Source organism: Brevibacillus sp. NPDC003359, from assembly GCF_042878995.1.
Lineage (GTDB): Bacteria > Bacillota > Bacilli > Brevibacillales > Brevibacillaceae > Brevibacillus.
Map to the genome: position 1 here is coordinate 13,978 of NZ_JBIAOR010000021.1, position 22,411 is coordinate 36,388.

At 48.2% G+C, this 22,411-nt stretch carries 19 protein-coding genes; 12 read left to right on the top strand and 7 right to left on the bottom strand.

All coding sequences use genetic code 11. The features are described 5' to 3' along the window. Positions 1-54: 54 nt before the first annotated feature. Positions 55-693, bottom strand: coding sequence for a response regulator (locus tag ACFYU8_RS28505; RefSeq protein WP_390306175.1), 639 nt, complete (start codon positions 691-693; stop codon positions 55-57). 17 nt (positions 694-710) lie between these two features. Next, positions 711-2,090 carry a HAMP domain-containing sensor histidine kinase gene (locus ACFYU8_RS28510; protein ID WP_390306177.1) on the bottom strand — a complete coding sequence of 460 codons (1,380 nt, stop codon included), beginning with the start codon at positions 2,088-2,090 and terminating at the stop codon, positions 711-713. A 199-nt stretch (positions 2,091-2,289) separates the two neighbouring features. On the opposite strand from ACFYU8_RS28510, the gene ACFYU8_RS28515 reads away from it, so the two are divergent. From ACFYU8_RS28515 to ACFYU8_RS28550, 8 genes are all read left to right on the top strand, one after another. Beyond that, complete coding sequence (locus tag ACFYU8_RS28515) at positions 2,290-4,968, top strand: sigma 54-interacting transcriptional regulator (RefSeq protein WP_390306180.1); 2,679 nt, start codon at positions 2,290-2,292, stop codon at positions 4,966-4,968. A gap of 204 nt (positions 4,969-5,172) precedes the next feature. Beyond that, entirely contained in the window at positions 5,173-5,475 is a 303-nt protein-coding gene (locus ACFYU8_RS28520) for a PTS sugar transporter subunit IIB (RefSeq protein WP_390306183.1), read from the top strand. A gap of 13 nt (positions 5,476-5,488) precedes the next feature. After that, positions 5,489-6,832, top strand: coding sequence for a PTS cellobiose transporter subunit IIC (gene celB, locus ACFYU8_RS28525; RefSeq protein ID WP_390306186.1), 1,344 nt, complete (start codon positions 5,489-5,491; stop codon positions 6,830-6,832). Between the two features lie 21 nt (positions 6,833-6,853). Next, complete coding sequence (gene chbG / locus ACFYU8_RS28530; RefSeq protein WP_390306189.1) at positions 6,854-7,600, top strand: chitin disaccharide deacetylase; 747 nt, start codon at positions 6,854-6,856, stop codon at positions 7,598-7,600. 12 nt (positions 7,601-7,612) lie between these two features. Beyond that, on the top strand, positions 7,613-7,939 hold the full coding sequence (locus ACFYU8_RS28535; protein ID WP_390306191.1) for a PTS sugar transporter subunit IIA: 327 nt from the start codon (positions 7,613-7,615) through the stop codon (positions 7,937-7,939). Continuing rightward, positions 7,936-9,258 (top strand): 6-phospho-beta-glucosidase, encoded by a 1,323-nt coding sequence (locus ACFYU8_RS28540; RefSeq protein WP_390306193.1) that lies wholly within the window; start codon positions 7,936-7,938, stop codon positions 9,256-9,258. The genes ACFYU8_RS28535 and ACFYU8_RS28540 overlap by 4 nt, the downstream gene beginning before the upstream one ends. A 13-nt stretch (positions 9,259-9,271) precedes the next feature. Next, positions 9,272-10,111, top strand: a complete 840-nt coding sequence (locus tag ACFYU8_RS28545; protein ID WP_390306195.1) for a Cof-type HAD-IIB family hydrolase — start codon at positions 9,272-9,274, stop codon at positions 10,109-10,111. A 27-nt stretch (positions 10,112-10,138) separates the two neighbouring features. Next, entirely contained in the window at positions 10,139-10,402 is a 264-nt protein-coding gene (locus ACFYU8_RS28550) for an HPr family phosphocarrier protein (RefSeq protein ID WP_106839542.1), read from the top strand. Positions 10,403-10,467: 65 nt separating this feature from the next. On the opposite strand, the gene ACFYU8_RS28555 is transcribed toward ACFYU8_RS28550, so the two are convergent. The 3 genes from ACFYU8_RS28555 to ACFYU8_RS28565 all read right to left on the bottom strand — a co-directional run bounded on the left by ACFYU8_RS28555 (position 10,468) and on the right by ACFYU8_RS28565 (position 14,569). Then, positions 10,468-12,630: a histidine kinase dimerization/phospho-acceptor domain-containing protein gene (locus ACFYU8_RS28555; RefSeq protein WP_390306197.1), complete on the bottom strand. Its 2,163-nt coding sequence runs from the start codon at positions 12,628-12,630 to the stop codon at positions 10,468-10,470. Beyond that, the gene (locus ACFYU8_RS28560; RefSeq protein WP_390306199.1) at positions 12,608-13,300 is read right to left on the bottom strand and encodes a response regulator transcription factor; all 693 of its coding nucleotides are present in this window, start codon (positions 13,298-13,300) and stop codon (positions 12,608-12,610) included. The genes ACFYU8_RS28555 and ACFYU8_RS28560 overlap by 23 nt, the downstream gene beginning before the upstream one ends. A gap of 348 nt (positions 13,301-13,648) precedes the next feature. Beyond that, entirely contained in the window at positions 13,649-14,569 is a 921-nt protein-coding gene (locus ACFYU8_RS28565; RefSeq protein WP_390306201.1) for an MBL fold metallo-hydrolase, read from the bottom strand. 205 nt (positions 14,570-14,774) lie between these two features. Between ACFYU8_RS28565 and ACFYU8_RS28570 the strand changes: the two genes are divergently transcribed. Together ACFYU8_RS28570 and ACFYU8_RS28575 are read left to right on the top strand one after the other, a co-directional pair. Continuing rightward, the gene (locus ACFYU8_RS28570; RefSeq protein WP_390306203.1) at positions 14,775-15,389 is read left to right on the top strand and encodes a class I SAM-dependent methyltransferase; all 615 of its coding nucleotides are present in this window, start codon (positions 14,775-14,777) and stop codon (positions 15,387-15,389) included. 18 nt (positions 15,390-15,407) lie between these two features. After that, complete coding sequence (locus ACFYU8_RS28575) at positions 15,408-17,192, top strand: DEAD/DEAH box helicase (protein ID WP_390306205.1); 1,785 nt, start codon at positions 15,408-15,410, stop codon at positions 17,190-17,192. 57 nt (positions 17,193-17,249) lie between these two features. Here ACFYU8_RS28575 and ACFYU8_RS28580 read toward each other — a convergent pair whose 3' ends face one another. Both ACFYU8_RS28580 and adh read right to left on the bottom strand, forming a co-directional pair. Continuing rightward, the gene (locus ACFYU8_RS28580) at positions 17,250-17,600 is read right to left on the bottom strand and encodes a DUF779 domain-containing protein (RefSeq protein WP_390306207.1); all 351 of its coding nucleotides are present in this window, start codon (positions 17,598-17,600) and stop codon (positions 17,250-17,252) included. 3 nt (positions 17,601-17,603) lie between these two features. Next, complete coding sequence (gene adh / locus ACFYU8_RS28585; RefSeq protein WP_390306209.1) at positions 17,604-19,124, bottom strand: aldehyde dehydrogenase; 1,521 nt, start codon at positions 19,122-19,124, stop codon at positions 17,604-17,606. A 245-nt stretch (positions 19,125-19,369) separates the two neighbouring features. Here adh and ACFYU8_RS28590 point away from each other — a divergent pair, with 245 nt between their 5' ends. Both ACFYU8_RS28590 and ACFYU8_RS28595 read left to right on the top strand, forming a co-directional pair. Beyond that, positions 19,370-21,103, top strand: coding sequence for a sigma-54-dependent Fis family transcriptional regulator (locus ACFYU8_RS28590; RefSeq protein WP_390306211.1), 1,734 nt, complete (start codon positions 19,370-19,372; stop codon positions 21,101-21,103). A gap of 219 nt (positions 21,104-21,322) precedes the next feature. Next, on the top strand, positions 21,323-22,399 hold the full coding sequence (locus ACFYU8_RS28595) for a tartrate dehydrogenase (protein WP_390306213.1): 1,077 nt from the start codon (positions 21,323-21,325) through the stop codon (positions 22,397-22,399). Positions 22,400-22,411: the final 12 nt, after the last annotated feature.

The window sequence follows — 22,411 nt, forward strand, 5'->3', positions numbered from 1 at the left end:
GGAGTGGAGCATGTAAAAAAAGTACCAACATTCATTGGTACCTGGTAATAAGACCTAGAATAGCTTTTTTTGGCTGGCTTTTGCGGCCGCTTCCTTGCTTGTTTTGACGCCCATTTTTTTTAGGATTCGGTTGATGTGATTTTTGATCGTACGCTTCGTGATGTGGAGAGATTGTTCAATCTGCGTTTGCGTATGGCCTTGGTGGATTAATTGTAGGATGTCCCGTTCTGCGGGAGATAACAGCTTTTGATTTTCATCGTTTTTCAAACGCAAAAATTCGTTGCGCAGTGCCGCAGCTGCCGTAGGGTGAATGGCAGATTGGCTGTTGTGAGCAGCACGAATGGCGTCGGGAATTTCCTTGAAGCTCGATTTGCTGATGTAATTGACGGCACCCGCTGAAAAGGACTCCACAATCACAGCCTCGTCTGTGAGAGAGGTGAGCATGATGATTTTACAGTCGGCTTGGAGTGCCATGAATTCGATTGCGGTCTCGATCCCGTCCAGATTGTTCTCGGTCAAGTTAATGTCCATTAAGACGACATCCGCTTCAGCAGGCAAAAAGCGCTCGATGGCTTCTGCTTTGAACCCGGCTTCCCCTACTACGGTGAGATCCGGTTCTTTGTTCAGGAAGTCAATGAGACCTTTGCGCCAGACGGGGTCGTCCTCCACTAAAAATACCCTGATTGGATTCATGTGTGAGCGTCCTTTCGCTATTCAGAGTTGTTTATGATGACGCGCTTTTTCGGGAAGAACAGGAAAACGGTCGTTCCTTTGCCTTGCTCACTGTAGATTTCCAGTTGGCCCTGATGCTTTTGCATGACATTGTAGCAGTAAGAGAGCCCAAGACCAAAGTTTTGCCCGGTTCTTTTTGTCGAGAAAAATGGATCAAGCACATGAGGCAGATTTTCCTTTGTTATGCCGGTGCCCGTGTCAGCGACAGTGATGATGAGATGCTTGTGGGACAAAAATAGTTGAAGATGGAGCTTGCCGCCGGACTTCATGGCTTCCAGCGCATTCATGCACAAGTTGGTGATGACTTCGCGCAGTTGTACGCCATCGCCATGCAAGCGAAGTGTTTCGTCCAGTTCACTGACGACTTCTACCTGTTGTTTCAGGATATAGGGCGTCAGATTTTGTGAGACTTGCTCGATGATTTGGCCGGGGTCACATGGCTCTTCGCGTAGCTCGACGTCCCGCAGCTGGTTTTGAATCCGATTCATCATGTCCAGCATATGCTGCGAGGATTGCATCAGGACAAGCGCGTCTTCTTTTAACGACGGCTGGTTGGTTTCATCTGCGTATGTCTCGATACGGTCGGCATACAGCGAGATTTTGCCTACTTCATTTTTGATCGTATGGTTAATAATTTGCGCACCGGAAGTCAAGGCGCGCAAGGTACTGTCCAGACGTCTTTTTTCCACGCGAAGGCGGACGCCAAGGAAGCCGTATTTCAAACTGATGGCAACGATCAGGATAAATTGGATCGTGACCACGAGCATGTTGTAGCGCCAAGCTTCATAATCGTTCTGAATACGCATGATGTAGATGAAAATAAAGACGAAAAACAACGGAACGATGATGAGTACGTTCGTGAAAAAGCTGTTCTTCTTCACGAGCGGGTCTTTTTCCCGCATGTACTGCACGATAAGCAGTGTACAGGAGAACAGAAAAAACGGAATCACCCATGCCACCATGATCCAGTAGTTGAAGAGCAGCTCGGGATAAACGGGTGTAATCCAAAGCATCCCAAGTGGCAGGATGAGGGACGCGTATTGTATCGTCTGCTTTACTCTGCGAGACAAAAATTCAGCTGAATGTACGGCAAACATGAGAAACGAGTAGGGCAAACCCGCTTGGCAAATAAAAGAAGAGATGCGGCTTATCAAAATCAGGGTGTTCGTGGTCCCGGGCTTTGCGGCCAGGTAATCTGCAAAATAGGGCATGATCGTTTCGTCAATCACGCCTGAGATAAAGCCCCCAGCCCCAACAAAGGCAGTCGCGCAGGCCCAACGGATCGATGTTCGTTTCGGGTCTGTGAACAGCACGAACAGACCTAATGCCCATATGGTAAACAAGATGAAAACCATCATGGTTATGCTAGCTCCTGTCAGTCATTATTCATCTATTATATCGTACCCGGGCGAAAGGACACGGAAAAATAAATCATCGGGACAATAACGAGGGAAGGGGGAGAGAAGTAGCAAGCAGGTTTTTCCAAATATTCGTGGAATTGAAAAGGACTGGTGATACATCTCGGGACGATCTATCAATTCTACGGCGGGTGATAGAGTGAAACGGTTAGACTTGATATACCAGACGTTAGTAGACGCTGGTCCTAATAAAAAAGTAAGCGCTTCAGAGTTGGCAGAGAGGCTTGGTTTGAGCCGAGCGAATGTGAGTAGCGATTTGAACCGTTTGTGGAAGGAAGGCCGAATCGAAAAGGAAGAAGGGCGTCCGACGTTGTTTTTTGCCAAGCAGGGGAACGGTTCGCTCTATTTGGCGGAGACATCATTGGACAGGCTGGCGAAAACCAACAAGAGCTTGATCACGCGTATTGAGCAGGCAAAGGCGGCCGTTTTGTATCCGCCGCGAGGGATGCATTGCTTGATTTTGGGAGAAACGGGTGTGGGCAAATCGTGGTTTGCTGGGATGATTCACGAGTTTGCCGTTGATATTGGGCGCTTGGACAAGCAGGCTCCTTTCGTGATTTTTAACTGTGCCGATTATGCCAACAACCCGCAGCTCTTAATCAGTCAATTGTTCGGAGTCAAAAAAGGGGCGTATACCGGAGCGGAGATGGACCGCAAAGGACTAGTGGAAAAGGCAGACGGCGGTATTCTTTTTCTTGATGAAGTGCATCGGTTGCCAGCGGAAGGACAAGAAATCTTTTTTACCTTTATGGACAAGGGCATATTCCGCCGTGTAGGGGAAACAGAGGTGGAGCGGACGGCTCACGTCCAGATTGTCATGGCCACGACAGAGAATCCGGAGTCGAGTCTCTTAAAGACGTTCATGAGGCGCATTCCCATGGTCATCAAGCTGCCATCGTTAGTAGAGCGTGGCTTGGAAGAGCGTTTTTGTATCACGATGGAAATTTTTCAGGAAGAAGCATTCCGATTGGGGAGAGAGATTCAGATTTCTGCGAATGCCGTGCAGGCGTTCTTGTGCTACTACTGCCCGAATAATATTGGACAGTTAAAAACGGACATTCAGCTCACCTGCGCGAGCGCCTATGCCGAATTCATTTCGTTAAAGAAGAATCAACTACACGTGTCCGTTCAGGACCTGCCACATCATGTCAAGCAGGGGCTTCTTTTGGTGAAGGATTACAAGCAAGAGCTGGATGAAATTATCGGGACGGAGCACAATTGTTTTGTCGTTCAGCCCTCCAAGGAAGGTATCTGGGTCGGGCGAGAAACAGAGGATACGACGGACAGTGTCTATGAAAAAATCGAGCAAAAAATATATGAGCTGCAAAACCTCGGTGTGAGTGAGGAAGAATTGGAGTTTGACATTGAGAATTATTTTACAACTTTTATCAAGGGCGTCCATCAACGAGTGAATAAGGGCGACATGGCCCGGATTATTGACCCGTTCATCATTCACCTCGTGGAAGAGATCGTTCGCTTCGCAGAGGCCAAGCTGGAGAAGATATTGAGCCAGAAGGTGATCTTTGGTCTCGCGCTGCATATTCAGACATCAAAGGAGCGTCTGGCACAAGGCAAGCAGATCGTAAATCCGCAAATCAACAATGTGCGAATCAAATACAAGAAAGAGTTTGCTGTGGCGCTAGAGTGCGTGCGCATGATAGAAGAAGCGATACTCATGGATCTGCCGATTGGCGAGGCTGGATATTTGACCATGTTTTTCGTTCTCGACGATGTCAGCATGGAGGAAGAGCGGGAAACAATCGGGGTGCTTGTTATTACGCACGGCAGCGGCGGTGCGACAGCGATGGTCGATGTGACGAATCGATTGCTGGTTACACAATATGCGAGAGCCATCGATCTACCGCTTGAAGAAGATTCCATGAGTGTTTTGGAAAAAGCACTGAAAGTAGCCAGAGAGATCGGGAGCAAGGCTGGACTGCTGTTGCTCGTAGATATGGGGTCACTGCTCGGTTTTGGCGAGATTATTGAGCGGGAGATCGGCATTCCGGTCAAGGTCATTCCGATGGTCAGCACGCCACATGTGATTGAAGCCACGCGAAAGGCCATGCTCGGTCATTCGCTGGAGGACGTTTACCGAGACGTGTTGGGCATTTCGCTCTACCAGCGGGAGGAGCAGCCGAAAGAGCAGGTGCAAAAGCATGTTCCTGCGCTGACGATCGTCGCTGCCTGCCTGTCTGGGGAAGGTAGTGCCTTGTTTTTGAAAAAGCTGCTGGAATCGAAGCTCAGGTACGATGACAACCTGCTGGAATTTGTGCCGTTGCAACTGATCGATAAGGCACAAGCCCGCAGCCAGCTTCGAAAAATCAAAGAGGAGAGAAAAATTCTCTTCGTGGTGAGCAATTACATTCTTGATCGCGAATTGCGCCATCATAGCATGGACGATGTTTTGAACGGAGAGGCGATGGCTGATATCCAGAAGGTGATCGATCTGGAAGAGGCCTACCTGAAGATGCAAGAGTCGCTGGGGGAGCACCTGCAAATGGTAGAGGGACAAGATATTCTCGCTGACGTGAGAATGTGTGTCGGCCGTATGGAAGAGCGACTGAACAATTCGCTGGTTTTTGACACCCGAATTGGGGCTTACTTGCACATCTGTTGCCTGGTAGATCGCTTGAAAGCAGGGGCGCAATCGGTGGCGTATATACAAAAAGAAAGCTTTTTACTGGAGAATCGCAAGCTGTACAGCTTAATCCGCCATGAATTGTTGCCGCTGGAAGACAAGTATGAGGTAGCGATCAGTGAAGACGACGTATGTTTTATTATGAATTTCTTCATACACAACAAAACACTGGCGTAACCAGTGTTTTGTTTTTTGTCTTTTCCATCTTCAAAACCAAACACTATAGCGCTTACATGAAAACACTAGCGGGGATGACAGGCGATGAGGCCGCGAAATATGGCTAACCATGCGGGGTTTAGGAAAGCGCATACATTTTTTGGTGTTTTGGCACGTAACTTGCTCTTACAAAAAAGGCATAACTGGTCGAGAGGAGGGGGTACAATGAATATTTTATTGTGTTGCGCAGCGGGTATGTCGACAAGTTTGCTGGTTCAAAAAATGGAGGAGGCTGCCAGAGAAAAAGGGTTGGACGCAAAAATATGGGCAGTTTCCGCAGATGAAGTGAAGCATCATATCGATCAAGCAGCAGTGCTCTTGTTGGGGCCACAAGTTCGTTACAAGCTGACAGAGATGAAAAAAGAAGGGGCATCCAGAGGAATTCCTGTAGACGTGATCAATACGGTCGATTACGGAACGTTGAACGGGAAAAACGTGCTAGAGTTTGCACTTCGTCTAAAACAGTAGGAGGGGGATGCGTATGGGCGGATTTGTTTCTTTTATGGAGAACCGCATGATGCCGATAGCAGGAAAAATGGCGGAACAAAAGCATCTGCAGGCCATTCGTGACGGAATTATCCTTACTTTGCCTTTGTTGATTATTGGTTCATTGTTCCTCATCATTGGCTTTATACCGATACCTGGTTATGAAGAATTCATGAGTGGTATTTTCGGCGAAAAATGGCGGACGAAGCTGCTGTATCCGGTAGGTGCCACTTTTGACGTCATGGGATTGATTGTCAGTTTTGGCGTCGCCTACCGACTGGCGGAGAAATACAAGGTCGATCCGCTGTCGGCAGGAGCGATCTCTGTCGCTTCCTTCTTGCTCGCTACTCCGTATAAAGTAATGTTCACCCCTGAGGGAGCGAGTGCTGCCCAAGAGGTAGGCGGAGTCATTCCACTTACGCTGATGGGTAGCCAGGGATTGTTTGTAGCCATGATATTGGCGATCTTGGGAACGGAGATTTATCGAAAAATCATCCAAATGAAAATTGTCATCTCCATGCCACCTGGAGTTCCCCCTGCTGTTTCTCGTTCTTTTGTGGCATTGATCCCTGCGGGTGCTGTGCTTGTCGTTGTCTGGCTGATTCGGATTCTTCTGGAAAACACCTCCTTTGAGAGTATTCATAATATTGTAAAAGATCTGCTTGTCGGACCATTGAGTGTGGTTGGCAGCAGCTTGATTGGAGCCATCATATGCGTGTTGCTTATTCATGTGCTCTGGGCAGTTGGCTTGCATGGTGCTGCAGTTGTTGGCGGAATTATGAGCCCAATCTGGATCACACTGATGGACCAGAACAGAGCGGCGTTTCAGGCAAATCCGAACGGTGAATTGCCGAACGTCGTCACTACGCAATTTTTTGACATGTGGGTATATGCAGGTGGATCAGGTGCCACTTTGGCTCTCGTTGTCCTGATGGTATTCATGGCAAAAAGCAAACAGATGAAAAACATCGGCAGACTCTCGATCGGACCTGGTTTGTTTAACATCAATGAACCCGTCATATTCGGTATGCCGATCGTCATGAACCCGCTCTTGATTATTCCTTTTGTACTTACACCAGTCTTATTGGTCATTATCAGTTATTTTGCGATGTCGCTCGGATGGGTAGCAAAGCCTAGCGGGGTATCTGTTCCGTGGACGACACCATTACTTGTAAGCGGATATTTGGCTACAGGCGGAAAAATATCAGGAATGGTTCTCCAAGCCGTGAACTTCCTCATTTCGCTCGCGATCTACTATCCGTTCTTCCGCTTGTGGGATAAACAAAAAGTTAGCGAGGAAAAAGCTGGTACTGCTTCCGATACAGCTGTGCCTATGTAATCGCTAGAGGAGAGGCTATCTATGAAATTGATTGTGAATGCAGACGATTTTGGGTATTCCAAAGGCGTCAATCTGGGCATCGTCGAAGCGCATCGGGAAGGAGTCGTTACTTCTGCGACCTTGATGGTCAATATGGAGGGGTTCGAGCACGCTGTAGGGCTGGCCAAAGAACATCCAACGCTCGGAGTAGGCATTCATCTGGTACTCACATGCGGATTGTCAGTCAGTCAGGATGTACCATCGCTAACGGATGGAGAGGGGCGTTTTCGACGCGGGCAAGATCATTTGATTTCTGCTGCACCGGAGGAGATCGAGCGGGAGCTGCGGGGTCAATTGGAGGCGTTCGTCGCGTCGGGGCTCAAGCTGACGCATATCGACAGCCACCACCATGTGCATGCACATCCAGCCGTTTTGCCGATTGTTCTGAAGCTGGCAGAGGAGCATAGGGTGCCAGTTCGCTATCCATGGATGTCCGGGTCTCAGGAGCAGCGAGACCAGTCGAGTGTTTTGACGACAGAAGGCTTTTCTCATCATTTTTATGGAGACGACCTAACTGTACAATCATTCGTCAGGATCGTAGAGGATATGTCTGGTTATCCCGTAGTGGAGATTATGACGCACCCTGCTTATTTGGATGAAGCGGTACTGACAGGTAGTTCATACGCAAAGCAGCGAACGACAGAATTGAAAATCTTAACAGCAGCAGAGTTAAAGAAGTACATTCGTGATCAAAAAATACAGCTCGTGACTTTTAGCGAACTTGGATAGGTGGAGATAGATTTGGACCATACAGACGTTATTTTTCAACTAATACTTCACGGAGGAAACGCGCGGAGTCTGGCAATGGAAGCAATCGCTCTGGCTAAAAATAGAGACTTGCCAGGTGCAGAGGACGCGTTGAAGCGTGCGGGAGAAGAGCTCGGTCATGCACACCAAAATCAAACAGCACTTATCCAAAAGGAGATAGCGGGAGAAAAAACGGAGATCAGTATGCTCTTGATTCACGCCCAGGATCATTTGATGAACGCGATAACAGTCAAGGATTTGGCTACGGAGTTTGTGGAGCTGTACAGCCAAATCCATGCAGGTAGGGAGGCAGGAGTATGAGCGGAATCAAAATTGTAACAATCGGCGGAGGGTCTAGCTATACACCTGAGCTGGTGGAAGGCTTCATCAAGCGCTACGATGAGTTGCCTGTCCGAGAGTTGTGGCTGGTGGATATTCCGGAGGGCGAGAAAAAGCTGCAAACAGTAGGTGCCCTGGCAAAAAGGATGGTAGAGAAGGCAGGAGTGCCTATCGAGATCCATTTGACGCTGGATCGGCGAAAAGCACTTGCGGGTGCAGATTTTGTTACGACGCAAATGCGCGTGGGTCTGTTGGATGCGCGGATCAAGGATGAGCGTATTCCTTTGAAATACGGAGTAATCGGTCAGGAAACGAATGGCCCCGGCGGCCTGTTCAAAGGCTTGCGTACCATTCCAGTCATTATGGACATTTGTCGTGACATGGAAGAGCTATGTCCAGATGCTTGGCTGATTAACTTCACGAATCCGGCGGGTATGGTCACAGAGGCAGTGCTGCGACATACCAACCGCAAAAAGGTCATTGGACTGTGTAATGTTCCCGTCGGGATGAAAATGGGTGTCGCTACTGTTTTAGGCGTGGAACAATCGCGGGTGCATATTGATTTTGCCGGATTGAATCATATGATCTTCGGACTGGGTGTGTACCTGGATGGGGAAAACGTCATTTCCCAGGTAATCGATAAAATAACGGGCGACCAATCCGGTATTACGATGCAAAACATTTTGGACCTTGGTTGGGATAAAGATTTCATCAAAGCATTGGGGATTCTCCCGTGCCCGTATCATCGTTACTACTACCAGACCCGCACGATGCTTGAGCATGAGCTGGAAGAAGCGGAGCAGAAGGGTACGCGGGCTGAAGTGGTCAAGCAGGTGGAAGCGGAGCTATTCGCGCTCTACGAAGACCCGGACCTCGATATCAAACCGCCGCAGTTGGAGAAGCGTGGCGGGGCTTATTACAGTGAGGCTGCCTGCAATCTGATTTACTCCATTTACAACGACAAGCGCGATATCCAGACAGTGAATGTCCGTAACAATGGAGCGATTGCCAGCATTCCGGATGATTCGGCGGTCGAGGTAAACTGCGTCATTACAAGAGAAGGACCGATTCCTTTGGCTGTTGGTGATTTGCCTGTTCCCGTGCGTGGACTCGTACAGCAAATCAAATCGTTTGAGCGAGTGGCAGCTGAGGCAGCTGTAACGGGTGATTACCATCAGGCGCTGTTGGCTATGAATATTAACCCGTTAGTGCCGTCTGATGTGATCGCCAAACAAATACTCGATGAGATGCTGGAGGCACACAAGGAGCATCTGCCCCAGTTTTTCAAGCCCGTAACATAAGGATGGGGCTCGTGTGAAATATAAGCTCCTAGCCTTGGATGTGGATGGAACGATTTTGATGTCCAACCATACTTTATCCAAAGTAACAGAGCGTGCCATTAGCCAGCTAGTGAAGCAAGGAGTCCACGTCACACTGGCAACTGGCAGGGCATACCCATCGGCCAAATCGTTGGCGCAGCAGTTCCAGATCAGCGCACCACTCATTTCCCATGATGGCGCGTACGTCGCAGATCCCAAGACGGATCAGGTGCTGTATGTACAGCGTATTCCGCATGAGATAGCGGCGAGGATAACAGATATACTCGTATCGCATGGCTTGGATGTCATGCTGCTGCATGAGGCTTATGCTGTCACGAATCGCACGTGGAAGTGGACGGACTTGTTTCCACTGTTAAATGCCTGGACACTGCGCCAGCTCTGGAAAAATCAATACCCGCTCAAAATCCAGGCTTCGCGGTTGATAGCTGGATACGTTCGAAAACATGAAGTGTGTGCTCCGAAAATATTCGTCACGGGCGACGAGAAGCGTCTGTTGGCAGCAAGACAAGAGCTGGAGAAAGCCGAGCTTTCGGGGATTCGCGTGACGGCATCGGGCGCGAATAATTTGGAAATATTGCCTGTGGGCATCTCCAAAGCGAGTGGTCTAGCGGTAGTGAGTGAAAGGCTTGCGATACAGCCTGACGAGATCGTTGCTGTAGGCGACAATTACAATGATGCAGAGATGCTCCAATTCGCCGGAATGGGTGTGGCGATGGGCAATGCTCCTGACGATCTGAAACAACTGGCTCGGCATGTCACGGAAACGAACGATCGGCATGGGGTAGCAGAAGTCATCGATAAGTTTTTTCTGTGAGCATTCGGACAGGAAGGGAGGCGTGAAATGATCCGTATTAATCTTGAAGTAGCCGTGAGTGGAGGTCTCCATGCTCGCCCTGCTTCTGTCTTGGTGAACCTGCTCAATCAATACAGCTCGTCGGTCAAGATGATTTACAACGACAAGCAGGCCAACGGCAAAAGCATCCTCAGCGTAATGGCTCTGGGAGCAAAGACAGGAGATGAAATTATGTTTGAGGTGGAGGGGGCCGACGAGCAAGAGGTGGCTACTAGTATTGAGTCACTATTTGAAAGGAATTTTGCTATCTAACAGGGTGGAAACCACGTAATAAAGCCAGTGCCTGATGACCGGGCACTGGCTTTCCTGTTTGATACTTAAGCGTGCTTGCGGAATACCACAATGACTTTGAAGTAATCGCCATCAATGTCGATCGACAGCCTGCCGCCTTGCAATTCTACAATGCTTTTTGCGATAGCCAAGCCGAGGCCAGAGCCTTCGGTATGACGGGATTGATCAGCGCGCTTGAACCTTTCAAACAGTTCCTGTGCATCAAAGTCGATTTCATAGGCGGAGACATTTTTGAACGTCAGGATGACCTCATCCTGTGTCTCTGCCAAATGGATCAAGACACGTGTATTCGGCATGGAATACTTCAGGGCGTTGCCGATCAGATTCTCGAATACACGCCACGTTTTCTTGCCATCCAGAGGGGCGACGATCTTCGCCTGCTCCGTCGTTACGCGGAAGGTGAGCGTCGATTGCTCGATTTTGTCACTGAATTCAGCGATGGATTGGTTGAGCAGGGAGGCTACATTCACTTGCTCGATATTCAGTTCCACCGCGCCGCTGGACATTTTGGCTGCGTCAAACAGGTCGTCGATGAGGACGCGCAATCGATCTGATTTTCGATCCAAGACATCGATGTAGTTCTTGCGTTCCTCTGGTGTCAAGTTCTCTTGTTTGAGTAGGGTAACGTAGTTGATAATCGACGTCAGCGGTGTTTTTAAATCATGGGAAACATTCGTGATCAATTCCGATTTCATGCGCTCGCTCTTCATTTGCTCTTCCACCGCGTTCTTGAGTCCCTTTGTGATGTTGTTGAGCGAGTGGGCGAGATCAGATAACTTCCCTTTTTTCACCTTCTGAATGGTAACGTTCATATTGCCGTTAGCCATTTCGGAGGCACCTTGCATGATGCGATTCATCAGTCCCAAGCGTCTAAGTGTGTATGGGAAAACCACTATCATGTAAAACATGCCATATAAAAAGCTGAAAAACAGTAAGCCGCCAGCCCCTTTGACAAGCGCGACGAATCCGAAACCGATACTCATCCCGAACATGACAGTCAGGATGAACAACGTGGATACTTTGAAGAACATGCCACGATTGGTGTAGCTTTCTTGAAGAAGGACACGTTGTCTGGCGAAGATACTCTTTTGCCACTGCTGCGTAAATCTCTCAGGTTGATTGTACATAAGCCATGCCTCCATAAATTGTAGAAGCAGGTAAGCAGTGAACAACGAAACGAACGCAAGGGTAAAGAAATGCTGACCATCAATCGGCAAGAAGAAGAAACGCAGGTTTGCTATCATATTCCAATACGTGATTCCAAGCACGAACAACAGCGCCATACGAATATCCAGCGGGATAAGGCGGAACAAGGCCATGCTTTTCGCTACAAGCGGCACTTCCGACACTTCCGACACTTTGCTTACTGGCAGGTACCAGCAGCAGAGTGCAATGAGAAGGAGAGTGCCTCCGAGCAGGACAAATTCGGCAATGAGCCGATCCCGAATGGAATCATAATAAAGGGCATCTGTATGGACCTGACTATATCCGCCTGGTTCTTTTGGGACATAGAAGATACCACTCAATTGATTCAGTTGATAAGTGCGGTTGATACTCTCTAAATCTCCGTTGGTATTAGGGAGATTGATTGTGTGACGCGCATATCGGGCCAGTTCCCAATCTGTAGGTTCTTGAGGGAGGTTGGTGTAAACTTTGTTGTTTTTTGTATCGGTGACATAGTATTTGAAGGAGCCGCTCCGTAGTGTAAGACTGTTTTTTCGTTCCTCGTACTTGGCATCCCTTTCGGCGATTCTTTGGTCTACTCGCTCTTGATAATTAGAGGTTTCTCTCGCAATTTCTTCTTGCAAGTTTTGTGAAAACTCTTCGGTTAATCTGGCGACGCTCTCATTGTCACCATCTCTTTTTGCTTCTTCGATCGTATCTGACAGTTTATTTTTTTCCTTAATCGACCGGAGGTTTTCCTCATGCTCTTTTTTGAGCTGATTCGCTGTCCTCTCGTCGAGCTGTCCAGGGGTGTAGCTTGCATAATCTACATGAACGTTTTTCACCAGCTCGGCAAAAGTCTCTAATTCACGATTAAAGCCTGAGCTTTGAAAGTAATTATCCTCTTGGAGATTCTCGCGCTTATGGTACAGATCGGCCATGGTCAGGAGAGCGAGCGAAATACTCACGATCATAACAACCAGCACGGGCACCGCAAAGCGTTTATTTTTCGATTTTGTATCCAATTCCCCATACCACCTTCAAGTATTTAGGTTCCTTCGGGTTGATCTCTATTTTTTCCCGTATGCGCCGCACATGGACAGCCACCGTGTTTTCCGCATTCATATAAGGCTCTCTCCAGACCCTTTCATAAATTTCCTCGATCGAAAACACTCGACCCTTGTTTTCCATTAACAGCTCCAAGATTTTGTACTCGGTAGCAGTCAGGCGAACCTCGTTACCGTCAATCGCTACATTTTTTGTGCTTTTGTTCAAGGTCAAGCCGCGTACCTGAATCTCATCTTCTGTCATTTGAGCGCTTCCCAGGTTTGTAAATCGTCTTAACTGAGATTTGACCCTGGCGATGAGCTCCAAGGGATTAAAGGGCTTCGTCACATAGTCATCGGCACCGATGTTGAGTCCGAGGATTTTATCGGTATCCTCTGATTTGGCAGAGAGCATGATGATCGGGATGTTTTTTTTCTGCCGGATTTGAAAGGTGGCGGTCATTCCATCCATTTTTGGCATCATGATGTCCATCAGAATGAGCTGGATATCTTCGCGTTCCAGTACGTCCAGCGCTTCCTGTCCATTGCTAGCCTTGAATACGGTCATGGATTCATTTTTGAGATAGATTTCAATAGCATCGCGGATTTCTTCCTCGTCGTCGACTACGAGGACTTGATATTTGGTCATGATTCGTCCCACCTTATGAATGCATTCATGGTACTATCTTAACGCCCAGCTCTAACAAAACAGTAATGAAATGTCTTACAAATTTCTTAATAAAGGGGTACCGCCACATGCCCATCAAGCTGTTTACTGTGTAAATCCTTTTGTCTGCGTTTCATTTGCGTTTCAGTTTATGGTTCCACTTTGAAAGTATTTAGGCTCTTTATTCTTCTGATAGTTACTTTTTCGTTGATTCATACTAAAAACGCCATTCTTTCTGTATATTTCTACAAAAAGAATAGCGTTTTTTTGGATCGATGGACACGGAATGGGACCTTATATTGTGGAATGTAAAAGGATTTCTATTATGATTTAACATTTCAATATTTCTTTTAGCATTTTAAAATTCTGTTGATAAACCTCTGGGGAACCCCAATTTTTGTAGTTGTTAGGTACTTTGATATCTTCGATTTGGTCTTTTTCTCGTGCAATTACAGTTAAATCGTTTATATAGTCTATTAACTCTAAAATGTGAATTTTCGTTCCGATTGAACCATGTCCTGGAATCGCGATCTTAACATCCATAGCTTTAACCTTTTCCAAAATGTGAATCCAATTCTCAGGATTCGATTCTTCAAAAAATGTTGGATGGCAATCAACAAATAATAAATCACCCATGAATATTACTTTCTCTTCTGGAATATAGAGAACTGCATCACAAAATGAATGTCCGCCACCTAATGTGAAAAGCTGTGCACTACGTTTACTTCCATGAAACGTAATTGCATCCAAAAATGTTTTTTGAGGTAAAACTAATTTCAAAGTTGGTAATGAAGCTTCTATTTCGCTTAAAAAGTTTATTTGATGGTTTAACTTAGGATCATTGGTTTGATTTATTTGACCTTTTAAAGAATGAATATAATTTCTTAGACCTTGTATATCATTTTTCTGCTTATTGATTCTCGCTGGATGAATATCCTTCATTTTTTCATATGTAACTTGACTTGAAATAATATTACTTTCATTAAATGCTTGGTTACCTCGAATATGATCTCCATGCCAATGACTATTTACAACCCATGTCACGGGTCGATTTGTTATTTTTTCTGCAATATATTTTAAATCTTCAGCAGCTTGTTGTGTGTTAAATGTATCAAAAACTATTGTTTTATCTCCTAAATCAATAAAGCCTGCATTTGCTACAGCACCACCGCCTTCTCTTGCTATTGCAACGTATATCCCTTCACTAACTGTTTCAAGACAAAAATGTTTGCTGAAAAATTCCTTATGCATTTTCCGCTCTCCTTGATTCGCCATTTTTACTAATATTTAGACAATGAAGGAATAATTCCTTTAAAGGGTATCGCCATCAAGTTAAGATAAACGCGTTTTGCCGGTGGTACCCTATAAACCGCGTTCAGGAAATGCTAACTGATAGGATCAAGCCGAGAAATAAGGTAAGATGTGAGGAAGAATACAAGAAAATTGGTGATTGCTTTTGCTGGAATGGACAGGGGAGAGAATTATCCCCAAGCTGTTAAAACCTACGAACGGCATGCTGCTGGAGCATATAGCCCGATATTATTTTGCGGCACCCTATGTAAGAGGTAGAGTGCTGGATATTGCTTGCGGAACCGGCTACGGATGTCATATGATCGCAAAGGACCGAAAACGAGAGCTGACGGAATTGATCGGAGTCGACAACGATGAGGCTACGATCTATTACGCCAATCGGGAATACAACCATCAAAAGATTACGTATCAGCAGGGTGATGCTCTTGATCCGGGACTTCCTGAGCAATTGGGGTTGTTTGATACGATTTTGAGCTTTGAGACGATTGAGCATGTCGCAGATGATTTGCTGTTTATGGATAACTTGTACCGAATGCTTGCACCAGGTGGTACGCTCGTGCTGTCCAGTCCATTTGGCAGAGGGCGGGGCAAAGAGACGAGTGAGCCCTTCCATGTTCATCAATTGACACAAGAAGAGTTCGCGGAGCTGTTTGTACGCTATTCCGAAGTGGATATGTACTATCAGAGAGGCGTTACGTTTGAAAAAACACCCCGCGATGGCGTGCGATACTTCATCGGCATGGCAGTTTGTACGAAATAATTACGGATTGATTCAAGAATGGAGATGGCGAAACTGGCTGATTTTTTGAGATTGGGAATACAAAAGGAACTAATAGATGCTCTGCAAGCAAACGGGATTACCGAGCCTACACCGATTCAGGAAAAAGCAATTCCTGTTGTGCTGGAAGGAAAAGATGTCATCGCGCAAGCACAGACGGGAACCGGGAAGACACTCGCATTTGTCCTGCCGATCTTGGAAAAAGCGGATCCACAAGCGACGCATGTTCAGGCGTTGATTCTTACCCCTACGCGGGAGCTTGCCTTGCAAATTACGGCAGAGGTAAAGAAGCTGACGGAAAAGCTGGAAGACATCCAAGTACTCGCGGTTTATGGTGGACAAGATGTCAATCAGCAACTGAGAAAGCTGGCAAGAAAAATACAGGTGGTCATCGCGACACCGGGACGTTTGCTGGATCATCTGCGAAGAGGAACGATCGATTTATCGCAAGTTTCGATGTTTGTCCTGGATGAGGCGGATCAAATGCTTCATATGGGATTTTTGCCTGAGGTAGAAGATATTATGGCAAATACGCCTTTTGAAAAACAGACCTTGCTGTTTTCGGCCACCATGTCAGAGCAAGTACAAGCACTTGCGAAGCGCTTTATGCAAAAGCCGGAAAATATCAAGGTTCAAGGCAAACGTATCACATTAGAGGATATTCGCCAAATTGCGGTAGAGACGACAGACCGAGCGAAGCAAGCGACGTTGTGCAGTCTGCTTGATGAAGTACGGCCGTTTCTCGCGGTGATCTTTTGCCGAACGAAGCGTAGGGCTAGTACGTTGAATGCTGCTCTGCAAGGTTTGGACTATATGTCTGACGAGCTGCACGGGGATTTGTCACAGGCGAAGCGCGAGGATGTGATGAAGCGATTCCGCGAGGCTAGGATTCAGTACTTGGTCGCAACGGATGTGGCAGCGCGCGGGCTGGACGTAGAAGGAGTCACGCACGTTTTCAATTACGACATACCAGAAGATGTAGACAGTTATATACACCGGATCGGCAGAACGGGGCGAGCCAAGGAAAAAGGAACGGCTTTCACGTTGGTGGCAGGGAAGGATTGGGGGCAACTCAGGGAGATTGAAGAAGGGATCAATCTGTCTCTGGAGCGGCGAGAAATGGATCGCGGGGAATCGGGTGATCAGAAAAAGCAAAAGCCTGAGAGGGAGCGAGCCGAGAAAGCAGATCGGCGCGGGGACAAGCAGGGCAGAGGGAAAGGCAAGTCTGCTGAGGGAAGACAGCAAGGCTCTAGGGAGCGTCGTGATGGAGATGGACGACGTCAATCAAATGGTGGCAGTTCTGAGCGAAATTTAGGGAAACGTGAACGCGTAGAAGTTCGCTCTGAGAGCAAGGCGAAGGGCAGAGACCGTGCAGCAGGCGGGTTCGAGCGCAAGCCGAAGGACGGTAACCGAGCAACAACAGGTGGCTTTGAGTACAAGCCAAAGGACGGTAACCGAGCAACAACAGGTGGATTTGGGCGTAAACCAAAGGACGATAACCGAGCAACAACAGGTGGATTTGGGCGTAAACCAAAGGACGATAACCGCGCAACAACAGGTGGTTTTGATCGCAAGCCGAAGGATGGTAACCGAGCAACAACAGGTGGCTTTGATCGTAAGCCAAAGGATGGTAACCGAGCAGCAGGTGGCTTCGAACGCAAGTCGAGCAATTCTAAGGGCAAGCCAGTAACTACACAACGCAGTTCAGCACGCCCGAATGCAAAACAAGGCAATCGAGCAAGCACTGCTCCTGCAAAACGTACTTCTCGCAAAAAATCGAGATAGCCATCCAAGCAAAAAAAGACCGTTCCAGCCTGTAAAAAGGCAGGAGCGGTCTTCTTTTTATTCCGGTTCCGTGTCTGAAAATACCCGTGAACGTGTGAGGAAGCGTACTCCCTCAGGTCCTTCCAGCGAAAACATTCCGCCCCGCCCATTCACGACGTCAATGATGAGCTGCGTATGCTTCCAATACTCATACTGTGCTTTGCCCATGTAGAACGGGCAGCCACCGATCTCGCCCAACAGGACGTCCTGCTCACCCACGAGAAATTCTCCGAGCGGGTAACACATGGGGGAGCTGCCATCGCAGCAGCCCCCTGACTGGTGAAACATCAGGTCACCGTGTTTGGCGCGAAGCCGTTCAATTAGTGCCAATGCAGCATCTGTCGCGAGCACTTTTTCTTGCTGGCTCATTGATCAAAAGAAGCCCAGAGCTTGATCGCTGTAGCTGACCAGCAGGTTTTTCGTTTGTTGGTAGTGGGACAGCATCATTTTGTGTGTCTCACGGCCGATACCGGACATTTTGTAGCCGCCAAACGCTGCATGAGCCGGGTAAGCGTGGTAGCAGTTGGTCCAGACGCGGCCTGCCTGAATTTCGCGGCCCATACGGTAAGCGGTATTCATGTCGCGGGTCCAGACACCAGAGCCCAAGCCATACAACGTATCATTCGCCATTGCGAGTGCTTCTTCCGTATCCTTGAAGGTCGTGACGGAGACGACCGGACCGAAGATTTCTTCCTGGAAGATGCGCATCTTGTTGTGTCCTTTAAAGACGGTTGGCTGGATGTAGTAGCCGCCCTCGAGATCGCCTGCAAGCTGTGCACGAGAGCCGCCAATCAGGCATTCTGCGCCTTCTTGTTTGCCAATATCGAGGTAGGAGAGGATTTTTTCTACCTGCTCCAAGGAAGCCTGTGCGCCGATCATCGTATCTGTATCGAGCGGATTTCCTTGCTTGATATTGGCTACCCGTTGCAGGGCACGCTCCATGAATTGGTCGTAAATGCTTTCGTGAATGAGCGCACGGGATGGGCACGTGCAAACCTCCCCTTGGTTGAGCGCAAACAGTACGAATCCTTCAATGGCTTTGTTAAAGAAGGCGTCGTCTTTTGCAGCCACATCCGGGAAGAAGATGTTTGGCGATTTTCCGCCCAGCTCCAGCGTTACCGGAATGATATTTTGGGAAGCGTATTGCATGATCAAGCGGCCTGTCGTCGTTTCACCTGTAAAGGCGATTTTCGCGATGCGATTGCTGGATGCAAGTGGTTTACCCGCTTCCAGACCGAAGCCGTTGACCACGTTGACGACGCCAGGAGGGAGTAAGTCGCCGATCAGCTCCATCAGCACCATGATGGAAGCTGGTGTTTGCTCCGCTGGCTTGAGGACGACGCAGTTGCCCGCAGCCAAGGCTGGAGCCAGCTTCCATGTAGCCATGAGGAGCGGGAAGTTCCAAGGAATAATTTGACCAACGACACCGAGTGGCTCATGGAAATGGTAAGCGACCGTATCGTTATCGATTTCAGCTAGTGTACTTTCTTGCGCGCGGATTGCTCCGGCGAAGTAACGGAAATGGTCAATCGCAAGCGGGATGTCGGCCGCGAGTGTTTCACGGACGGGCTTGCCGTTTTCCCACGTCTCTGCGTTTGCCAGCATCTCCAGATTTGCTTCCATGCGATCTGCAATTTTTAACAAAATATTCGCGCGTTGTGCGACAGAGGTACGACCCCACGCGTCTTTTGCCTCATAGGCAGCGTCGAGTGCCAGCTCAATATCGTCGGCTGTCGAGCGGGCTACCTCGCAAAAGACCTTGCCTGTTACAGGTGAAACGTTTTCGAAATACTCACCTTTCACTGGCGGAACCCAATTACCCCCGATGTAGTTTTCATAACGATTTTTGAAAGTCACCTTGGAACCGACTTGGCCGGGCTGAGCATAGATCATTGCGAGCGCCTCCTCATTTATCACGTATTTCTTTACAGCCCTCTCTAAAAGCAAGTCTCGTACCAACGTGGAAAAGCTCGAAATGACAACGTTTTCTCGAATAGATGAGGACAGAAATTGTTCCATAATGGATCATGTCGTGTTCCGTATTGGGACAAATGTGCTCCTGTTTCGACTGGTTTTTTCTATGAATCAGGCTCTCATGTTATACTGAGAGGGAATGATTTTTGGGGGAGGGAATCGTGTTGTCGACGATTGTTCAGCAATCTTGGAAGCGCTGTCAGGAATCGAACCTCAAGGTTACGGAGAAGGCCAATGACCAAATCATTTCTGCCCGACGAATCAAAGAAATCATTCAGGATAATCACCCTCTGATTCGCGAAAGTCTCCCGCTTTTTAACAAGCTTGCGCCCTTTTTGCTATCGACAGAGCACATAGCACTCTTGTCTGACCGGGAAGGCAATATTATTCAAACGATCGGGGACCCAGTCTTCGCCAACCAGGCACAAAAAGTACAGCTGCAAATCGGAGCGAACTGGACAGAAGATTATAAAGGAACCAATGCAATTGGGACAGCACTGATCGCACAACAGCCAATTCAGGTACAGGGAGAGCAACACTACTTCTTGGAAAATCGCTTTCTTACATGCTCAGCGGCACCTGTTTTTTCACCTGCGGGTGAGCTGTTGGGCATCATTGACATTAGTACGCGAAAAGAATATTCCCATCCGTTTGCCCTAACAATTGCTTGCATGATCGCAGAGGCTCTGCAAAACCGCTTTTTGTTATCAGATGCTGAGCGCGTGATTGCATTACCAACGCCATCACACTTAGAAGATGGTCGAGGAAAGCTGGCACTCGTGGGTTTGGATAGGGACGAGCGTATCGTGGGCATGAATGGGGCCGCGCAACAACAGCTCGGAAAGGAAGTCTTGGGTGCAAGAGTAAGTGCGGAGCAGGAGCGTGCCAGTCGTAATGTGAAAGATCATCGCTCGCGGTTTTGGTCTGCGGCACCCAAAGTACAGCTGAAGCCGTTTCCGCGTCTAGCTGGTTCATGCCCGCTCTTCTTGCAGGCAAAGATGCTCGGACAAAAGGCGGCGCAAGTAGATTTTCCTGTGATCATTTTTGGGGAAAGCGGGACGGGAAAAGAGCTGTTCGCTCAAATGGTCCATGAGACAGGTCCGCGCACGCATGAGCCTTTTATCGCAGTGAACTGTAGTTCAATTCCAGAAAATTTGATTGAGAGTGAATTGTTCGGATATGAAAGTGGTTCATTTACAGGGGCACATCGGGAAGGAAGAATCGGAAAGTTTGAAGCGGCGAAAAAAGGCACGATCTTTTTGGATGAGATCGGGGATATGTCTTTGCGTGCGCAAGCGGCCCTTCTGCGCGTTTTGCAGGAAAAGATCGTCACCCCGGTGGGGAGCAATCAATCACGCCCCATCTATGCGCGGATCATTGCTGCTACGCATCGAAACCTGCCAGAGGAGATCAAGGCGGGACGTTTTCGGGCGGACCTGTACTACCGACTCAAAGGAGTCTCTATTCATTTGCCGTCGTTGAAAAAGCGCAGTGATATCATCCAGCTGGCGGAGCATCTATTGCAGCAGATCGACACCGAAGAACCGTACATACTGACCACCGAGGCAAAGGATAAGCTGTGTGCTTATTCGTGGCCGGGCAATATCCGGGAACTCCAAGGAGTGCTGATTCAAGCGGTCTTTTTGGCAGAGCGGGGCAGCATTGATTGCGACCACATCCAGCTGGAGGGATTGGTGGAAGCTGATTCACCTGAATCCTCGGATCATGCTGTTCCTTCGCTGCGAGAAACAGAGAGAAAAGCGATCAAAAACGCACTGGAGAAAAGTGGCGGTAATGTCAGCAAAGCAGCTAAAATGCTGCAAATCGGTCGAAATACGTTGTACCGCAAAATACAAGAATACCAGATTGGAGCACCGATCCAACAGGAAGAGCCCTGAATGATGAAACGGGATAGCTTGGCGTGAACAAATGTTGCAATGCGTGTTGCAACATTTTGTTGCGTTGTTTTGCAATGTTACCGGACGAGTGATGCAAGGAGAGGAACGGAAGTAAGACTTTTATTTGGTCAGAGTGCACGATACGCAGCTTGGCATTAATCATGCAAGTGGATAGTGAAGTATAAAGTCAAAAAATTTAGATTTTTAGGAGGGAGACTGTTGCTTCACTATTCCATTGCAGTTATTCCAGGAGACGGAATCGGTCCCGAGGTCATGGAAGAGGGCCTGAAGGTGTTAGGAGCCATAGAAGAGAGTCACGGCGGTATTCGGTTTGCTCGTGATGTCATGGATTGGAACTGTAGCTACTATCTCCAACACGGCAAAATGATGCCGGAGAATGGACTATCTATTTTAAAAGACTATGATTTGATTCTGCTTGGTGCGATTGGTGCGCCTGAAGTTCCTGACCATGTCTCTGTGTGGGAGTTGATCTTGCCGATTCGCCGGGCATTTCAGCAGTATGTGAACCTTCGCCCGGTCAAGCTGCTCAAAGGTCTGGAAAGCCCTCTTCGCTATAAGGGGCATGCCGATCTCGATTTCGTAGTGGTGAGGGAGAATACAGAGGGTGAGTACTCCAATATGGGCGGGCGCATGCATCAGGGGACACCGTACGAAATGGCAGTGCAAAACAACGTATTTACCCGCTACGGCACAGAGCGCATCCTCAAATACGCTTACGCATTGGCGGAAAAACGCTCGAAAAAGAGCGTGACGGCTGCCACGAAGTCCAACGGCATCAACCATTCCATGCCGTTCTGGGATGAGATCGTCAAGGAAGTCAGTAAAGAGTATCCGCAGATCCAGACGAATCTGTATCATATCGACGCGCTCGCTGCCTATTTCATTACGAGACCAGAAACGTTTGACGTCGTTGTCGCAAGCAACTTGTTTGGGGACATTTTGACCGATCTCGGGGCGGCGATTGTCGGTGGTTTAGGCTTGGCCCCTTCCGCGAACATCAATCCGGAGCGCGCGTATCCGTCGATGTTTGAGCCCATTCACGGTTCTGCGCCAGATATCGCAGGTAAAGGAATCGCCAATCCGATCGCACAAGTATGGAGCCTCGCCATGATGATGGATCATCTCGATTTGCCAGAGCTCAGTGCTGTCATCATGAACGCCATCGAAAACGTGTTGCAAGATGGCAAGGTGCTCACTCCGGATCTCGGGGGAACGGCGACAACGAAAGAATTGGGAGACGAAATCGTTCGCCACATCTATCAAGCAGCCAGATAAATAAAGGGAGGA

What these genes read in the sequence shown, in the direction of transcription:
- ACFYU8_RS28505 (WP_390306175.1), bottom strand. Translation starts at nt 693, where the DNA reads ATGAATCCAATCAGGGTATTTTTAGTGGAGGACGACCCCGTCTGGCGC.
- ACFYU8_RS28510 (WP_390306177.1), bottom strand. Translation starts at nt 2,090, where the DNA reads ATGATGGTTTTCATCTTGTTTACCATATGGGCATTAGGTCTGTTCGTG.
- ACFYU8_RS28520 (WP_390306183.1), top strand. Translation starts at nt 5,173, where the DNA reads ATGAATATTTTATTGTGTTGCGCAGCGGGTATGTCGACAAGTTTGCTG.
- celB (WP_390306186.1), top strand. Translation starts at nt 5,489, where the DNA reads ATGGGCGGATTTGTTTCTTTTATGGAGAACCGCATGATGCCGATAGCA.
- chbG (WP_390306189.1), top strand. Translation starts at nt 6,854, where the DNA reads ATGAAATTGATTGTGAATGCAGACGATTTTGGGTATTCCAAAGGCGTC.
- ACFYU8_RS28540 (WP_390306193.1), top strand. Translation starts at nt 7,936, where the DNA reads ATGAGCGGAATCAAAATTGTAACAATCGGCGGAGGGTCTAGCTATACA.
- ACFYU8_RS28550 (WP_106839542.1), top strand. Translation starts at nt 10,139, where the DNA reads ATGATCCGTATTAATCTTGAAGTAGCCGTGAGTGGAGGTCTCCATGCT.
- ACFYU8_RS28560 (WP_390306199.1), bottom strand. Translation starts at nt 13,300, where the DNA reads ATGACCAAATATCAAGTCCTCGTAGTCGACGACGAGGAAGAAATCCGC.
- ACFYU8_RS28565 (WP_390306201.1), bottom strand. Translation starts at nt 14,569, where the DNA reads ATGCATAAGGAATTTTTCAGCAAACATTTTTGTCTTGAAACAGTTAGT.
- ACFYU8_RS28575 (WP_390306205.1), top strand. Translation starts at nt 15,408, where the DNA reads ATGGAGATGGCGAAACTGGCTGATTTTTTGAGATTGGGAATACAAAAG.
- ACFYU8_RS28580 (WP_390306207.1), bottom strand. Translation starts at nt 17,600, where the DNA reads ATGAGCCAGCAAGAAAAAGTGCTCGCGACAGATGCTGCATTGGCACTA.
- adh (WP_390306209.1), bottom strand. Translation starts at nt 19,124, where the DNA reads ATGATCTATGCTCAGCCCGGCCAAGTCGGTTCCAAGGTGACTTTCAAA.